The organism is Streptomyces sp. E11-3, assembly GCF_046540415.1.
GTDB lineage: Bacteria > Actinomycetota > Actinomycetes > Streptomycetales > Streptomycetaceae > Streptomyces.
This window is the reverse complement of record NZ_JAZGRL010000002.1, coordinates 24,428-38,113: the sequence shown is the minus strand read 5'-3', so window position 1 is coordinate 38,113 and position 13,686 is coordinate 24,428. Positions and strand designations below refer to the sequence as shown.

13 protein-coding genes and 2 pseudogenes are annotated in these 13,686 nt (G+C 69.6%); 5 read left to right on the top strand and 10 right to left on the bottom strand.

What is annotated here, in order from left to right; all coding sequences use genetic code 11:
- The first annotated feature begins 139 nt into the window (after positions 1 to 139).
- Positions 140 to 610, top strand: coding sequence for a DIP1984 family protein (locus tag U9R90_RS18890; RefSeq protein ID WP_411057826.1), 471 nt, complete (start codon positions 140 to 142; stop codon positions 608 to 610).
- A 467-nt stretch (positions 611 to 1,077) separates the two neighbouring features.
- Here the strand turns inward: U9R90_RS18890 and U9R90_RS18885 are convergent, their stop codons facing one another.
- The 3 genes from U9R90_RS18885 to U9R90_RS18875 all read right to left on the bottom strand — a co-directional run bounded on the left by U9R90_RS18885 (position 1,078) and on the right by U9R90_RS18875 (position 3,227).
- Positions 1,078 to 1,803 (bottom strand): hypothetical protein, encoded by a 726-nt coding sequence (locus U9R90_RS18885; protein ID WP_411057825.1) that lies wholly within the window; start codon positions 1,801 to 1,803, stop codon positions 1,078 to 1,080.
- Positions 1,804 to 1,807: 4 nt separating this feature from the next.
- Positions 1,808 to 2,122 carry a hypothetical protein gene (locus tag U9R90_RS18880; RefSeq protein ID WP_411057824.1) on the bottom strand — a complete coding sequence of 105 codons (315 nt, stop codon included), beginning with the start codon at positions 2,120 to 2,122 and terminating at the stop codon, positions 1,808 to 1,810.
- Positions 2,123 to 2,546: 424 nt separating this feature from the next.
- Positions 2,547 to 3,227, bottom strand: coding sequence for a hypothetical protein (locus U9R90_RS18875; RefSeq protein WP_411059840.1), 681 nt, complete (start codon positions 3,225 to 3,227; stop codon positions 2,547 to 2,549).
- Positions 3,228 to 3,843: 616 nt separating this feature from the next.
- Here U9R90_RS18875 and U9R90_RS18870 point away from each other — a divergent pair.
- Entirely contained in the window at positions 3,844 to 4,779 is a 936-nt protein-coding gene (locus tag U9R90_RS18870) for a hypothetical protein (protein ID WP_411057823.1), read from the top strand.
- On the opposite strand, the gene U9R90_RS18865 is transcribed toward U9R90_RS18870, so the two are convergent.
- On the bottom strand, positions 4,704 to 5,324 hold the full coding sequence (locus tag U9R90_RS18865) for a TetR/AcrR family transcriptional regulator (protein WP_411057822.1): 621 nt from the start codon (positions 5,322 to 5,324) through the stop codon (positions 4,704 to 4,706). The two genes, U9R90_RS18870 and U9R90_RS18865, sit on opposite strands and share 76 nt — an antisense overlap.
- Positions 5,325 to 5,390: 66 nt before the next feature.
- On the opposite strand from U9R90_RS18865, the gene U9R90_RS18860 reads away from it, so the two are divergent.
- On the top strand, positions 5,391 to 6,434 hold the full coding sequence (locus tag U9R90_RS18860) for a saccharopine dehydrogenase NADP-binding domain-containing protein (protein ID WP_411057821.1): 1,044 nt from the start codon (positions 5,391 to 5,393) through the stop codon (positions 6,432 to 6,434).
- Complete coding sequence (locus U9R90_RS18855; protein ID WP_411057820.1) at positions 6,431 to 7,279, top strand: class I SAM-dependent methyltransferase; 849 nt, start codon at positions 6,431 to 6,433, stop codon at positions 7,277 to 7,279. The genes U9R90_RS18860 and U9R90_RS18855 overlap by 4 nt, the downstream gene beginning before the upstream one ends.
- A 161-nt stretch (positions 7,280 to 7,440) precedes the next feature.
- Here the strand turns inward: U9R90_RS18855 and U9R90_RS18850 are convergent, their stop codons facing one another.
- The 5 genes and pseudogenes from U9R90_RS18850 to U9R90_RS18830 form a co-directional block, all read right to left on the bottom strand.
- Positions 7,441 to 8,172: a transposase gene (locus tag U9R90_RS18850; protein ID WP_411057819.1), complete on the bottom strand. Its 732-nt coding sequence runs from the start codon at positions 8,170 to 8,172 to the stop codon at positions 7,441 to 7,443.
- 12 nt (positions 8,173 to 8,184) lie between these two features.
- Positions 8,185 to 8,718: an ISL3 family transposase gene (locus tag U9R90_RS18845; RefSeq protein ID WP_411057818.1), complete on the bottom strand. Its 534-nt coding sequence runs from the start codon at positions 8,716 to 8,718 to the stop codon at positions 8,185 to 8,187.
- A 486-nt stretch (positions 8,719 to 9,204) separates the two neighbouring features.
- Positions 9,205 to 9,441 (bottom strand): annotated as a pseudogene (locus U9R90_RS18840) (transposase); the annotation flags it as partial.
- A gap of 52 nt (positions 9,442 to 9,493) precedes the next feature.
- The gene (locus U9R90_RS18835) at positions 9,494 to 9,778 is read right to left on the bottom strand and encodes a transposase (RefSeq protein WP_411059733.1); all 285 of its coding nucleotides are present in this window, start codon (positions 9,776 to 9,778) and stop codon (positions 9,494 to 9,496) included.
- A 657-nt stretch (positions 9,779 to 10,435) separates the two neighbouring features.
- Positions 10,436 to 11,008: a TetR/AcrR family transcriptional regulator gene (locus U9R90_RS18830; RefSeq protein WP_411057817.1), complete on the bottom strand. Its 573-nt coding sequence runs from the start codon at positions 11,006 to 11,008 to the stop codon at positions 10,436 to 10,438.
- 246 nt (positions 11,009 to 11,254) lie between these two features.
- Here U9R90_RS18830 and U9R90_RS18825 point away from each other — a divergent pair, with 246 nt between their 5' ends.
- Complete coding sequence (locus U9R90_RS18825) at positions 11,255 to 12,277, top strand: agmatine deiminase family protein (RefSeq protein WP_411057816.1); 1,023 nt, start codon at positions 11,255 to 11,257, stop codon at positions 12,275 to 12,277.
- A 929-nt stretch (positions 12,278 to 13,206) separates the two neighbouring features.
- Here the strand turns inward: U9R90_RS18825 and U9R90_RS18820 are convergent.
- Positions 13,207 to 13,538 (bottom strand): annotated as a pseudogene (locus U9R90_RS18820) (transposase); the annotation flags it as partial.
- Between the last annotated feature and the right edge of the window lie 148 nt (positions 13,539 to 13,686).

Here is a 13,686-nt window from a genome sequence, read left to right as displayed (position 1 = left end):
CCACACGAGGTGACTCCTCAGCCAACCGGCTGTCCTGGGTGATCACGCCGTGGCTCCGGCGGATCGAAATCCAGGTGCGTATGCACTGGTTTGCGCTCGTATACTCGTGCGAGCTCAAGGATGACGGGAGGTGGGGGCAGTGAAGCTTGCCGAGGCACTGGCGGAACGTGCGGAGGCCACACGGCGTGTGGAGCAGTTGCGAGCGCGGGTCGTCAGCAACGCACGGTATCAAGAGGGAGAGGCGCCCTCAGAGGATGCAGCTCAGCTGTTGGCCGAGTCCAGTGAGGTGCTGGACACCCTCGAGACGCTGATCCGGCGTATCAACCGGACCAATGCCACAGTGGAGATGGGCCCCGACGGTACGCTCACCGACGCGCTTGCGCGCCGGGACGTCTTGCGGTTGCGTCACTCGGTGGTCACCGCGGCGGCGGATGCGGCAGCGGGTACGGGCGATCGCGGATACGGTCGGCAACTGCGATCCGAGCTGATGATGCTCTCCGCGCTTCCAGTCGCGGAACTGCGCACCCAGGCGGATGTCCTCGCCAGGGAGATCCGGGAAGTCGATGTGCGGATTCAGCGGACGAACTGGGAAGTCGACTTGCTGGACTGACCAGTCCGGCAAGTCAGGACGGTGTGGAGCAGGTAGCTGCTTCGGAGGCGTGCACACCCCGAGGGCCGGCGGATTTCCGGTCCACCTGTGGCGCGTGAAGAGCAACGCGGGGGTTCAACTCCCCATCAACAGTGCAGCTCAGCACGGTGTACAGGTAAAGGTGCACATCGCACAGCAGATCACCACGTGCAGATCCGGAGCGGTGAGGGCGGGTTCGGGGTCTTCCACATCACAGACCGCAAAGAACGGCATGCTCCGGCGGACGCCGTCAGCGATTTCGGCGGCAGCGTTTCCGTCTCGGCCGCGAACGAGACTTCCGCGAAAGCCAGGTTGTTCGAGAAAACCGGGCTACGGCATTCTCGAACGACCTGGCCCCCACGCAGGTCACCGGACCGCGGCCTGCCAGATGTGCTGCGAGGGGACACTCGACCGTCCTATCGCAGCGCAGCCAGTAGAGCCCCGCGAGGTTATTGCTGATGGGCGGCTGGTCGCGCGCGAGTGAGTCCGCTCCACCGCTCCAGTTCGTCCGCGTGACTGCCGGCCGCTGTTGCCTGGGCGACCTCTTCGGCTTCCTTCGGTGTCGGCTCACCATCGCGGACGAGCAATTTCAGCGGCCAGGTCGGAGTGCCCGACTGCTCACCGTCGAAGGGGTGCCAGTCCCAGGCCGCATCGAACCGCCAGGCGCGCCCGTTCCGGTCGGCAACCTCATCACCCAGTTCGAGGAAGGCGTACGGACGGAACAACAGCTCGATGCGTATTGGTTCGCCGTCGGCCGGATCGATCGTGTAGCCCTGGTCCTCAAGGGAAGGATCATGGGTCTCACCCTGCTGCAGGACCTCAAGGTAGGACGCGGGCCGGGGCAGCATGCCGGTGACCAGTGGCGGATCGAAGCGGTGGACCGCCTGGACGTGCACCACGGTTGCGGGGATACCCACCAGGCAGGTATCGCCCGGCTTCAGTGTGGTCTCCGCCGGTTTCGTTCGGAAGATCTCCCACTCGCGGGCCGCGGGCGTTGGAAGCGCCCTCTGGCCGTTCCACCTGATGTTCTCAGCCTGCAGGTCCACTTCCAGCCACGGGCACCGCACGGACACGTAGTAACGGGTGACCCCGGTGACAGCGGTCTCAGTGAACGGGCACTCCAGCAACAGCACGTCACCGGCCCTGTAGTCGTGACTCATGAACGCATTGTGCATGCCGTCACTGACGGTGGTCGATCGCCTTGGCCAGTTGCTCTGCGTGGCCTTCAAGCAGCGGCTTGAGGGCGCTGTGGTAGGGCTGGTGGTCAGCTTTGTGGAGCCAGTGGAAGACGTTGTGTCGCTCCCGAGTCCAGACGGCGCGTAGTTCGGTGACGCGGGTCCAGATGTAGGCCCTGCCGGCCAGGCGCCTGCGGTCGTCGCTGATGGGCTTTCGGTGACTCGTGAGGACCGGGAGCTGGGCGAGCATGTGCTGCCAGCTCTGGGGTTCCGCGTTCCCGCTCGCGCCGATGAGGCTCTGGCGGCCGCAGGCGGCCATCCCGCACCCGCTCTGACCCGCTACCTGTCGAATGTCTACCGCCGCCCCCCCATGACGAGGACCACGCCTCCGCGCCCGCTCGATGTCGAGGCGCTCTTCCCCGAGCTGGCCGCCTACCGGGGCACAACGACCCGGCTGCACCCACGACCGGGAAGGCCCGACGTGTCGGCCAGTTCCGTGGGCGGGCCGAGACCTGTCCATCCCTCTCAACTGGCGCCAGCGGATTCGCGTCCTGGCACGACCGACCCACACGCAATGCACTGCAACCTGCACGACCCCGATGCAACTCCTGGTGACCCTCGACAGCTCCGAGTACCGCAGCCCGTTGCCCGGGTGCTGCCACTGCTCGGTGACCATCGAACGCGGCCTCGGCCGGGTACCCGTCAAAGAGGTGGCCCACTGCTGTCGAATCCGGAGTTCTGGCTCAATTTCTGTGGCGGCGCAGGCGGAAGCGCCAGCGGTCTCGCTTGGTGGCAAAGAGCGGTGCTGGTGCCTGTGACGCCGCAATCCCTCTTGAGGGAACGACACCGAGATCCGGTCCGTGGGGACACAGTGGTGAGTGGGGGGTGTCCTGCGGCCGTGTGGCACCGCGTAGCAGGACGCAGCGAGTGTGGCGGTCGTGGAAGTTGCCGCTTCCCACCAGGCCCTCCAGGTTGTCCGCGAAGTGCCAGGCGGTCGCGTACTCCCGGCCTTGGTTATGCCACTCCGTGCGGCTGACCGGCCTGCTCAGGATGGCCTCGAACCATTGCGCGCACCGCTCGGCCAGCTCTTGTGCCGTCCCGGTCGCCCGGAAGAACCCCCGCTCGGGTCGTCGATCAATGTTGAAGAGCTGGTCGCGGACCTTGCCTGCCAGTACGTGCGTGCCGTGGAAGTGCACGGCCCACTCCCCCAGGGAGATCGACCGGTCGGAGTCGACGAGGGAGACGTGGACAAGGAGTGACGAATCATCCTCGGGACGACCGACGTCACTGGGAGCCCGCTGCACACGCCATGACGCGGCCCGACCCTGCAGCGCCGAGATGAAGGTGAGCTCGTCGGCGTCGAAGTTCCAGGGCTCCTCGCCGTCGGCCTCAGGGTCTTCGACCACGAACCAAGTGCTGTCCACTGAGCCACTCTAGAACGCGACCACAAAGGCTGTGCCAGAGCCGAAACCGGTGAGCGGAGCTACTCACGGCACGCCTGCGTTCCGTCCGCCGTCCGGAGAGCGCAGCTCTCCCCCGCTTCGGGCTCTCGCAGGGGCGGGGCAACGCGGCGTTCCCTCCGTCCGCGGCAGGCCCGCGCCCGGCTCTCCGGCGCGCTGTCAGGACCGGCGAGGAGAGGTGCCGGACGGTTCCGGCGGCAGGTCGGTGCTCGAGTCGGCGCCAGGAACGGGCGAGGCGAGACCGGTCACCGGGGCTGTGGTGAGGGATGGCAGGCAGGCGGCCGCGGACCGGTGCGGCTGCGATGTCGCCCCACACGTTGATCACCCTGGCCAGGACGTGCGGAGGCAGCAACTGGTCATCGACCAGGACTGGCGTGCGCTCGCGCCGAGCTCACCAGCCCCCGCCTCGCGGCGACCGGCCACGCCTGGCCGGTCGCCGCGAAGTTCTCCGACTACCAAGGGGCTCTGCCGTTCCACATCCACCTGACCGACACCCACGCGGCGGCCATCGGGCAGCGAGGCGGAGCCGGAGCTCTCCTTCCCGCCGGAACTCAACCCGCACATTGGGAAACGGCCCATCATGTTCCTGGGCCTGCGCCCCGACGCCACACCTGAGGAGTTCCTCGCCTGCATCGCCGACTTCTCCGGCGACAATCACAACACCGAACTCTCCCAGGCATTCCGGGTACGCCCGGGTCCCGGCTGGAACATCCCACCCGGCGTTCCGCACGCCGCAGGCAGCCGGTGCACCTATGAAGTCGGGCAGGCCTCCGACACCTACGCCATGTGCGAGAGCTTCGCCGACGACCAGCCCGTACTCGACGACCTGCGCTGGAAGGACGTCCCCGCCGAACACCGCGGAAACCACCAGTACATCGTCGACATGCTGGACTGGCAGGCCAACACCGACCCCGCCACCCAGCGCACCCTCCACAACCCGCCTCTCCCGATCACCCCACCCCGGCACGACGGGCTGTCCGAGCGCTGGATCGCCGACAGCAGTACGCGCTTCTCGGCCAAAGAGGTCACCATCGCGCCCACTGTCACCGCCGCCCTCACCGACCAAGCCGCATACGGCGCCATCGCCGTCCAGGGACGCGGCCGGTTCGGCACCCACCCCGTCACCGCTCCCACCCTGATCCGCTACGAACACCCCACCCAGGACGAACACTTCGTCTCCGAGAACGCAGCCACGGCCGGCGTACCCATCACCAACCACAGCGCCACCGAACCACTCGCCCTCCTCCAGGCCCGGCCAACTCCGGCCTGCCCGTGCCCTGAGAGCCTGTCTTCTGACCCCCGTCGTCCGCGCGAAGGGCGGGCGCAGCGGCGTTCGGTGCGTGCTCTCGGCGTGCGGCGTCGGGGCGCAGGCGGGGGTTCAAAGACAGGCTCTGAGCCCCCTGAGCCCCGGCGAAGCACTCCGGTTCCCTCCCCGGAGGGTCACGGGAGCAGTTGGCGTACGAGGGTGTCCGCCGCCCAGTGTTCCCAGCGGGTGGGGGTCCAGCCGCGGGCGTAAACCAGCAGGCCGTAGGTCTCGGGACCGAGGACGGTCAGCGCGATGTCCGCGGCCGACGCCGCATCGTGACCGTCGCGCAGCGTGCCGCCGGCCTTGGCCACCAGCGCCTGCGCGAAGCGCAGTTGCACGGTGTGCCGCTGCTCCTGGTTGGTCCGCCACAGCGTGGCGAGTTCCGGGTCCGCGGCGGCCGCACCCCGTACGACCTCCAGGACCGGAGCGGCACGCCGCAGGATGGCACGGGCGCCTGCGGCCTGGTGGGCGAGCTGGGCGGCGCAGTCCGGCTCGTCGATGACCTCGCGGGCCCAGGGGCGGTCGAGTGTCGCGACCGGGTCCGAGTCACCGGCGATCACGGTGTCCAGCAGTTCCTTGAGCAGCGCGCGCTTGTTGCCGAAGGTGAAGTACACGGTCTGCACACCGACTTCGGCGGCGCGGGCGATGTCCTCGACGGTGGTTCCGGCCCAGCCGCGCTCGACGAAGAGCCGGGCCGCGGCATCGAGCATGCGCTGCCGGGTGTGACGGGCTTTCTCCGCGCGGGTCAGGGCCACGGACTTCTCCAGGGGTTCGCACGAAACTTTGACTGTAGTGACACTACAGTGCTATTCCATTGGAGTATGACTACAGCGAAACCTGGAGCCCGGGACGGGCGGGTACTGGTTGTCGGCGGCTACGGAGCCGTGGGCACGACCGTGACGTCCACGCTCGCCGGATGGCTGCCCAACCGTGTCCTGCCCGCCGGGCGCAGCGCGGCCCGGGCCCGCCAGGACGGGGGCGTACGCGTCGACGTGGCCGACCCGGACGGCTTCCGCCAGGTGCTGGACCGGCTGGGGGATGTGACCGCGGTGGTGTTGTGTGTCGAGCCCTCGGACACGGGCCTCGCACGTGCGTGCCTGGAGCGCGGCATCCACCTGGTCGACATCGGCGCCACCCGGCGGCTGCTCGACGGCGTGGCGGAGCTGCACGATGTGGCGGCCGCCGCGGGAGCCACGGCGGTGCTCAGCGTCGGCGTCGCACCGGGCCTGACGAACCTGCTCGCACGCCGTGCGCACGACGCCGTCGGCGGCGCCGAACGCCTCGACCTCGCCGTGTTCCTCGGCTCCGGCGAACGGCACGGCGGCGACGCGGTGCGCTGGACCGTCCAGGGGCTCGCCGAGCCCCTCACCGCCCGCCCGCTGCGGACGGTCCTGCCCGGTTACGGTGCCAGGACCGTCCACCCGTTCCCGTTCTCCGACCAGCACACCCTGCGCCGTACCCTCGGCGTCCCCGAGGCGACCACCCGGCTGTGTCTGGACTCCCGGCCGCTGACCGCGGCGCTGTTCGCTCTGCGGCGTGCCGGGCTGCTCCGGGCCGTCCGCCGACCGGTCGCGCGACGGATGCTGATCGAGGCCTTCCGCCGGGTGCACATCGGCGGCGACGGCTTCGCGGTGCGGGCCGACGCCTGGCGCGGCGACCGGCACGCGGCGTACGCGCTGACGGGGCACGCCCAGAGCCGCGTCACCGGACTGGCGGCGGCGTATGTCGCGCGGGAGTTGCTCACTGGCGCCCCGCCACCCGGGGTGCACCACATCGAACAGCTCCCGATGCTGGCCGGGCTCCCGGAGGCACTGGCCGAGCACGGGGTCACGCTCCACCGTCCCGGCGGCTGGGGTCAGGAGTGAGCAGCACGACCGGCGGCGCCTGGCTCGGTGGTGACTACGCTGCCGCGGGTGACGCCTGGGCCCATGCCGCGAACGAGGTGGCCGCACTGGCCCTGGCCGAGCTGGGGCATGTGCCGGGCCGCACCGCGGACACACCCGCGCCGCGCGTGCTCGACGTGGGAACCGGCACCGGACCCGCCGCACTGGCCGCCGCCGCGGCGGGTGCCAGGGTGGTCGGCCTGGACCGGGAGCCGGACCTCCTGCGGATCGCCGCGCGGCGTGCGCGCCCTGCGCACCGGGCACGGCACGCCGGACGCGCGGCGGCGGCGTGGTTCGTCGCGGGGGACGCGCTGGCCCTGCCGTTCCCGGCGGATTCCTTCGACGCCGTCCTGTCGACCTTCGGCGTGATGTTCGCGCCCAGCCCGGACCGGGCCGCCGCCGAACTGGCCCGGGTCTGCAGCCCCGGAGGGCTGATCGCCGTCGCCTCCTGGACCCCGGACGGGGTACTGGGCCGCATCGCCCCGACAGTCACCCGGCACCTCGACCACCCGCCGACCGGGCCGTCCCCGACCCGCTGGGGAGACCCCGGACACGTACACGCATGGTTCGCGCCGCTCCCGGTGACCCTGCGCACCCGCATCGCCCACGTCCGCATCGCCTACCCGTCTGTGGCCCACGCCGTCGCCGTCTTCGAGAACAAGCCGGGCCCCCTGCGCGCGCACCGCGCCACCCTGGCGGCCACGGGACGCTGGGAACAGGCCCGCGCCGATCTCGCCGCGCTGTTCGAGACCCACAACCAGACCTCGGACGGCACCCTCGTCCTGGACGCCCCCTATCTGCTCGCCCTCGGCCGGATGAGGATCTGACCGGCTCGTACGCGATCCGGCTGTCACCACCGGCCGCGAAGGTGCCCGCCGCTCTGCCCGAGCAGGCGGAAGAGATCGTGTGGGACGTGCTGGACGCCGGGCCTGGCTCGGGCGGTTCGATCTGGGCTCTGTCACAGATCTTCTGGAGCGGTCGCGGAGGGTTACTGAAGCAGTATCAGCTTGCGGAGTAGTTCGAATCCGGCCCGCCCGTACAGCTGCCTTTTGATCTTTTTCACCCTATTTACGGCGCCCTCGGTGCCGCCAGAGCTCCAGTGCACGGTGAGTCCGGCGATCACCGCTTCCAGGTCGGCGGTGAGTCCGTGGGCGAAGCTGGTGATGCCGGGCAGCTGCGCGGTGCGGGCCGTGCTGATCCAGTCCGGCAGGGCGGCACCAGTGCGGTGGGCGAGCATCTGGGCGAAGTCACGTACGAGTTCGTGGGTTTGATGCAGCTCGGGGCAGGTGTCGAGGACTGCTTTGAGCTGGGTGGTGTCGTCTTCGGCGAGGGTGTCGGGATGCCGGGTGATCCAGCCGACGACGGTCCGTACCGACGGCGCCGCGGCGGCCGGAGCGGGGGCGTCAGGCCACGTCAGGCGACTGCGGGTCCAGTCGCGCAGGCTGCTGTAGGGCACCCGGTGGCCGCAGGCCGCAAGTTCTTCGCGCAGTTGTGTGGTGGTGATCGCGCCGTCGGTCTCGTCGATGCGTCGTTGCAGGTAGGGCTGGTGTATGTCGAGCCGACTGGGGCGGGTTCGGTGTCCGGTGACCATGTCCTGCCAGCGAGCAGTCCGCGCGTATCGCTGCACGGTGTGCCGTCCCCAGCCGAGGTGCCGGGCGATGGCCCGCAACCCCATGCCCTCGCTCAACAGGCCGTGGACCAGGGCGTGATGGGCTCGCATCCGCTCGGCCCGTCAGCCGGTGAGCACCGGGACGACGGACGGATCGGCCTCGGTCTGGCTCTCCGCGGACGGCGCGACGATGGCTTGATCGTCCGCTGGCGGAACGATGGTGCGCAGGCAGTCACGATGCGCCGCGACGCACTTCTCGACGGCCTGGTTGAGGTTCTGGAGAATGTGAAACCGGTCCGCGACCTGCAGTGCGTCAGGTGCGCCGAGCGCGGCAGCCTCGGCATACGCCCCCGCGCGGTCCCGAGTGATCACTTCTGCTCCCGGGTGCGTCTTCAGCCAGGCCACCAGCGGTGCTGCTTCGCGGCCGGGCAGGACGTCGATGGGGTGGTGGCGTTCGCCGTCTGTGATCACAGTGGCGTACGAATGACCGTGGCGGGTCGCGAAATCGTCGACGCCGATCACCCGTGGCGTGCTGAACTGCGGGTCCGGCAAGGCCATGACCCGACGCAGGAGCGTCATCCGCCCGGCACCGAGGCCGAGTTGGGCCGCCATCCGTGCGTCGGCCCGTCCGGCCAGCGCGAGCCCGATGGCGTCCAAGAGGTGGCCGAGCCGGGCGCAGTCTGCGCTGGTAGGAACCGTGCACGCACTCCGAGTTGCAGCCGCAGTCCGGGCAGGCCGCCCCGGCGGCACGTCCGCTGGCCACGATGTCGATCGTCCCGAAGGCAGCGGTCACCTTGTCGACGTCCACGTCTTCGATGCCGTCGAACACGAGCGTCTTCCACAACGGTGTGCCGGTCTCCATGACCGGCACCGTCACCGGCCGCCACCCCGGAACGCGGAGCTCCACCCCAACGTGATGGAGCGTCAGTAACTACGGTTCAGAGCCACGGCGCACGCGGTCTCACGGAACCGCAGACGACCATAATCGAACGCCGCAGTAACCCTCCGCGACCGCTCCACAAGATCCGTGACAGAGCCCAGCTCGAACCGCCCGAGCCAGTCATGGGTGCACTCGGCGATGTGAGCGCACTCGACGATGCCCGCGATGTGTACGGGGATCGCGGCGAATCATCCGGACCGGGCTCAGTGATGCGCGGTCTTGGGCCGGTAGACGAAACGCCGGGCCCGGTAGCGGTGTTCGGCCAGGACCGGCAGCACGATCGTGTCCCCGGTGACCGCCACCAGCCGGGAGATCTCCCGGGAGCCCAGGCCCGTGCGGAAGGCGACGTTGTCGCCGTCATCGCTGTCGGCGATCACCAGCGGTTGGGGCATTCTCCAGGCGGTGAGTTCGTCGATCAGGTCCAGGGCAAAGGTCTGCCCGGTGCGGTGCCTCGGGTACCCCGGCGCTGGTGCAACGGTCGCGGTCCCCGGCTCAGACCTTGGGCAGGAACAGCCGCCAGTACAGGGGCAAGGAACCGCGCGCCGAGACGGCGTGCACCGCGACGCCTACTGGCACAGGTGCTGGCCGCGCTCGCGGCAGTGCTGAAAGTGCGCGCCGGCGGTGTGATGCCCGTAGCGGACGAGCGTGGTCATCGATGAGCCAGGCTGACCGTTGCAGCACACGGTGTGCCCGGGACGCGACCCGGCGCATCACCTCGCGACAGTCCCACGGCGACTGCCCGATGTAATGCCCCAGATACCGACGGAACGTCCCCAGCCGCTTCGGCCAAGTGCTCCACCGACTTGCGCCTGCCGCCGAGCATCAGGCTGCGCAGGTACTGCCGACCATGGCCACGCTGCCCCTCTGGGACTAGGTACTTGAAGACATCACTCGTGAACTCGGCCAGATCCAAGTCGAGTTCATCGACTACCTGTCTTGTCCGCACGGCCAGGACCGTCCAGGTCGACCTCCCGGCACGCGGGTTCGGGCCCGCTGGGACGACCATCTCGGCACCGCCCGCGTCATCCAGCAGGTCGGGGAACGCTGGGAGCCTGCGGACTTCCTCCTGGGATTCGCCTGCTGCGTGCCGACCTTCCTCCTCGTCCTCGGCGCGAGCACCACCGCCGCCATCCTGCCGGTCCTGATCCCGCTGCGCCCTGCCCCCTCCCCCTTGCCGACGGGCTCCGGGCGCAGCCGACCAGCCCCGCCGTCCATCCAGCGGCACACATACCAGGTCCCTCTACGGTGTGAACGCGCGCTCGGACTCCACGGCGCACGGCTGTGCTCCCCGCCCATGTCCTGGGCGCCGACGGTGTCTTCAGCGCACATGGGGCAGCGCAGTTGCCGGGCGGACGCGAGGGCTTGTGGGGCGGGGGATGTGGGGTTTCCAAGGTCTCGGTTGAGGGCGGCCAAGTAGCGGTGCCGGTGGCCGGGTCACGGGCCGAGTTCTGCGGTGATGGCGCCGCGTAGGAGGTGGCGGGCGCGTTCGAGGGTGAGGGTGTCGCTGAGCCAGCGTTTGCTGAGTCCTTCGACGAGGGCGGTGAGCCGGTCCGCGGCGTCGTCCGGTGAGATATCAGGTGCTGCGCGGCCGGTCTGCTGGGCGCGGTGGATGAGGTCGCTGGTGTAGTCGTTCCAGCTGCCGGTGGTGGTGCGGAGCTGGTCGCGCAGTTCGGGCTGGAAGACGGCGGTGGAGCGCAGTTCGCCCCAGGCGGTGCTGTTCTCGACGACGGCGGGGGTGTCCTGGAGTTCGAGGAGCAGCATTTCTTCCAGGTGGCCACGAGGGTCGGCGTCGGGGTCGGCGGTGGGGTGGGTGTAGTGCTCGGCGCGGGTGTTGATGAAGTCGAGTGTGCGGGCGAGGAGTCCGGCCCGGTCGCGGAAGTGGTAGTAGATCAGCGAGGTCGACACGCCGGCCTCCTCGGCCAGTTCCTCGACTCGCAGGCCCCTGATGCCACGTTGCGCGATGACGCGGGCAGCGGCTTCCAGGATGGCGGTGCGGCGGGCGGACACGAGTTCGGCTCCCTCGAAGCATTCGAAGTGGTGACGGAGGTGATGTTACCTTCCCACCCTGACTGAAATTTCAGTCAGGAATCGTCTCCGTCGAGGAATGGGATCCGTGTCATGAGGAGACCGAACCGCCGCAGTGTGCTGAGGGGCGGCACGGCTGCCGCACTGGCCGCCACTGGTCTGGCAGCCTGCGCCTCCGGACAGGAGAAGCAGGCCGGCAGTGAGCCATCCGGGGCCAAGGAGCCGAGGTTGCCCCGTCAGAAGCAGGCCGGGCTGTTCATGCCCGCGGAGACCCGCGAACACGTCCGTACGTTCATGTCCTGGCCGCCACTGGACTCGGTGTGGGAGGACATGGCGAAAGACGTCCAGGGCGACATCGCGGGCATCGCCCGGGCACTGGCCGAGTTCGAGCCGGTGGTCATGCTGGCCGCCCCAGAGGAGGCCAAGGCCGCCCGCCGGGCCTGCGGCTCCGGAGTCGACGTGATCGCCGTGCCCACCGACGATCTGTGGATGCGCGACAGCGGCCCGACCTTCGTCCAGGGCCCCAAGGGCCTTCAGGGCATCGACCTGCACTTCAACGGCTGGGGCGGCAAACAGGAACACGAACACGACGCGAAGGTCGCCCGCGCCGTCCTTAAGTACGCGGGCGTCCCCCGCATCGACGCGCCCCTGGTGGGAGAGGGCGGCTCACTGGAGGTGGACGGGCACGGCACGCTCCTGGTCACCGAGAGCTCCCTGGTCAACCCCAACCGCAACCCCGACCTGAGCCGCGACGAGATCGAGAACCACCTCAAGCAGCTGGTCGGTGCGGAGAAGGTGATCTGGTTCAAGGGCGTCAAGGGGCAGGACATCACCGACTACCACGTCGACTCCCTGGCCCGCTGCGGCGAGAACAACGTCGTCCTGCTCAGCCGCACCTGGGACGGCGACGGACCCGATGTGTGGACCCGCGCCTACGATCAGGCCCGTGGCGCCCTGGAGAACACGACCGACGCCCGGGGCGGGAAGTTCGAGATCATCGACCTCCCCGAGCCCGACCCCGCCAGGCTCGGCCGCCGCGGCGAGGACTTCCTCGGCTCCTACGCCAACTTCTACATCGCCAACGGCGCCGTCCTCATCCCCCGCTTCGGCGACCGCAGAGCCGACCGACAGGCCGCCGCGATCATCGGCGACCTCTACCCCGATCACGAGGTCGTCCAGCTGGAGATCCACACCATCGCCGAAGGCGGCGGCGGCATCCACTGCGCCACCCAACAACAACCCAAAGCCTGACAACGGCTACCGCGACACACGGCGTTCGGCCCACTGGCGGACCGCGGCCAGAGACACGGCGACGGTCGCCTCCCACCGTGCAGCGACCACCACTGCCCACCCCTGACAGATCCGTCGCCAGATCGCCTCCGTACACCAGTCGCTTGCGACCCGTGCTCGTCTCGGCTGCTCAACGAGCTCGGACGGATCGTCCATGGTCGCTGCGGCGCGCGGAGCGGCCTCCTCGCTCTCATCGACCCGCAGCACGCTGAGCACTTGGCGCAGCTCGTCAAAGGACTGTCGGCCGATTGCCGCCGATGCCGCCGATGAGCCGACCGGTCTCGGTAGCCTGGCCCCCGCCGTCGGCGCCCACTTCCGGCGCGCGCCGGAGTGGATGACCATCAGGCTGACGCGGTGGGCTGCCACGTTGTGCCCCACATCGCATTCGTACCCGGCGACTACACCCACACCCTCGCGGAACTACCCGCGGCCGAGTGGGATCTGGTGATCTCCCTGTACGCGGGCCCCGTCTCCGAACACGCCGCCCGCTGCCTGCTCCCGGGAGGCTGGCTCCTGGCCAACACAGCCACGCCGACGCCGGCCTCACCCACCTCGACCCCCGCTACCGGCTCGCCGCCGTCCTCCACCACCGCTCCGGTCGCTACCACCTCACCACCGACGACCTCGACCGCTACCTGCAGCCCAGACGCCCACCCCACCCCACCCGCGAACAACTCCACACCACCGCCGCGAACAACTCCACACCACCGGCAGAGGCACCGCCTACACCCACCCGGCCACCGCCTACCTGTTCCGCCTCCACCCCGCACGCGCGCGAACGGTAGACGCGACCCGGAATCCCATCAGAACCCGGCAGGCCAGCGCCCCTGACCGGGCCCGTACGCGCCAGGCGCCCGGGCGGGGAGAAGTGACGAACCCGTCCGGGCGGCGCCCGGGAAGTGGTCTACGTTCAGGCGGATCAACGTGTCCTCGATGAAGAGGAGTTCACCGTCGTGGCCGATCCACGCGCTGCGGGTGGTGAGGCGGGGGGATGCGGTCCCAGGTCATGGCCTGCGTGGTGCCGTACCGGTCGGTGGCTTGGGCCGTTGCCGCGTCGTGCTCGCTCCGGGTGTCGGGCTTGGCGAGGCGGGAACTCCTTGCCGTGCTTGGGCGGGCGTCCGCCCTGGGGCGGCGGGATCCACGGCACCGGGACGGGCTTGCGCATCACCCGGTCCGAGCGCAGCCGCCCCAGAACCTTGACCGGGAGGCCGTCGATTGTCCACGTGCACAACCAGAACGTCGTAGCTGTCGACGACCTCGGAGACGCCTCGTGTCTGGATGGCATCCCGCCGGGCTTCCGCGTTCCGGCCGAACCGCTCCGGCAGTCCGCAAGGCTCAGTCAGGGCGTCCCAGTTGAAGGATGCCCGAAG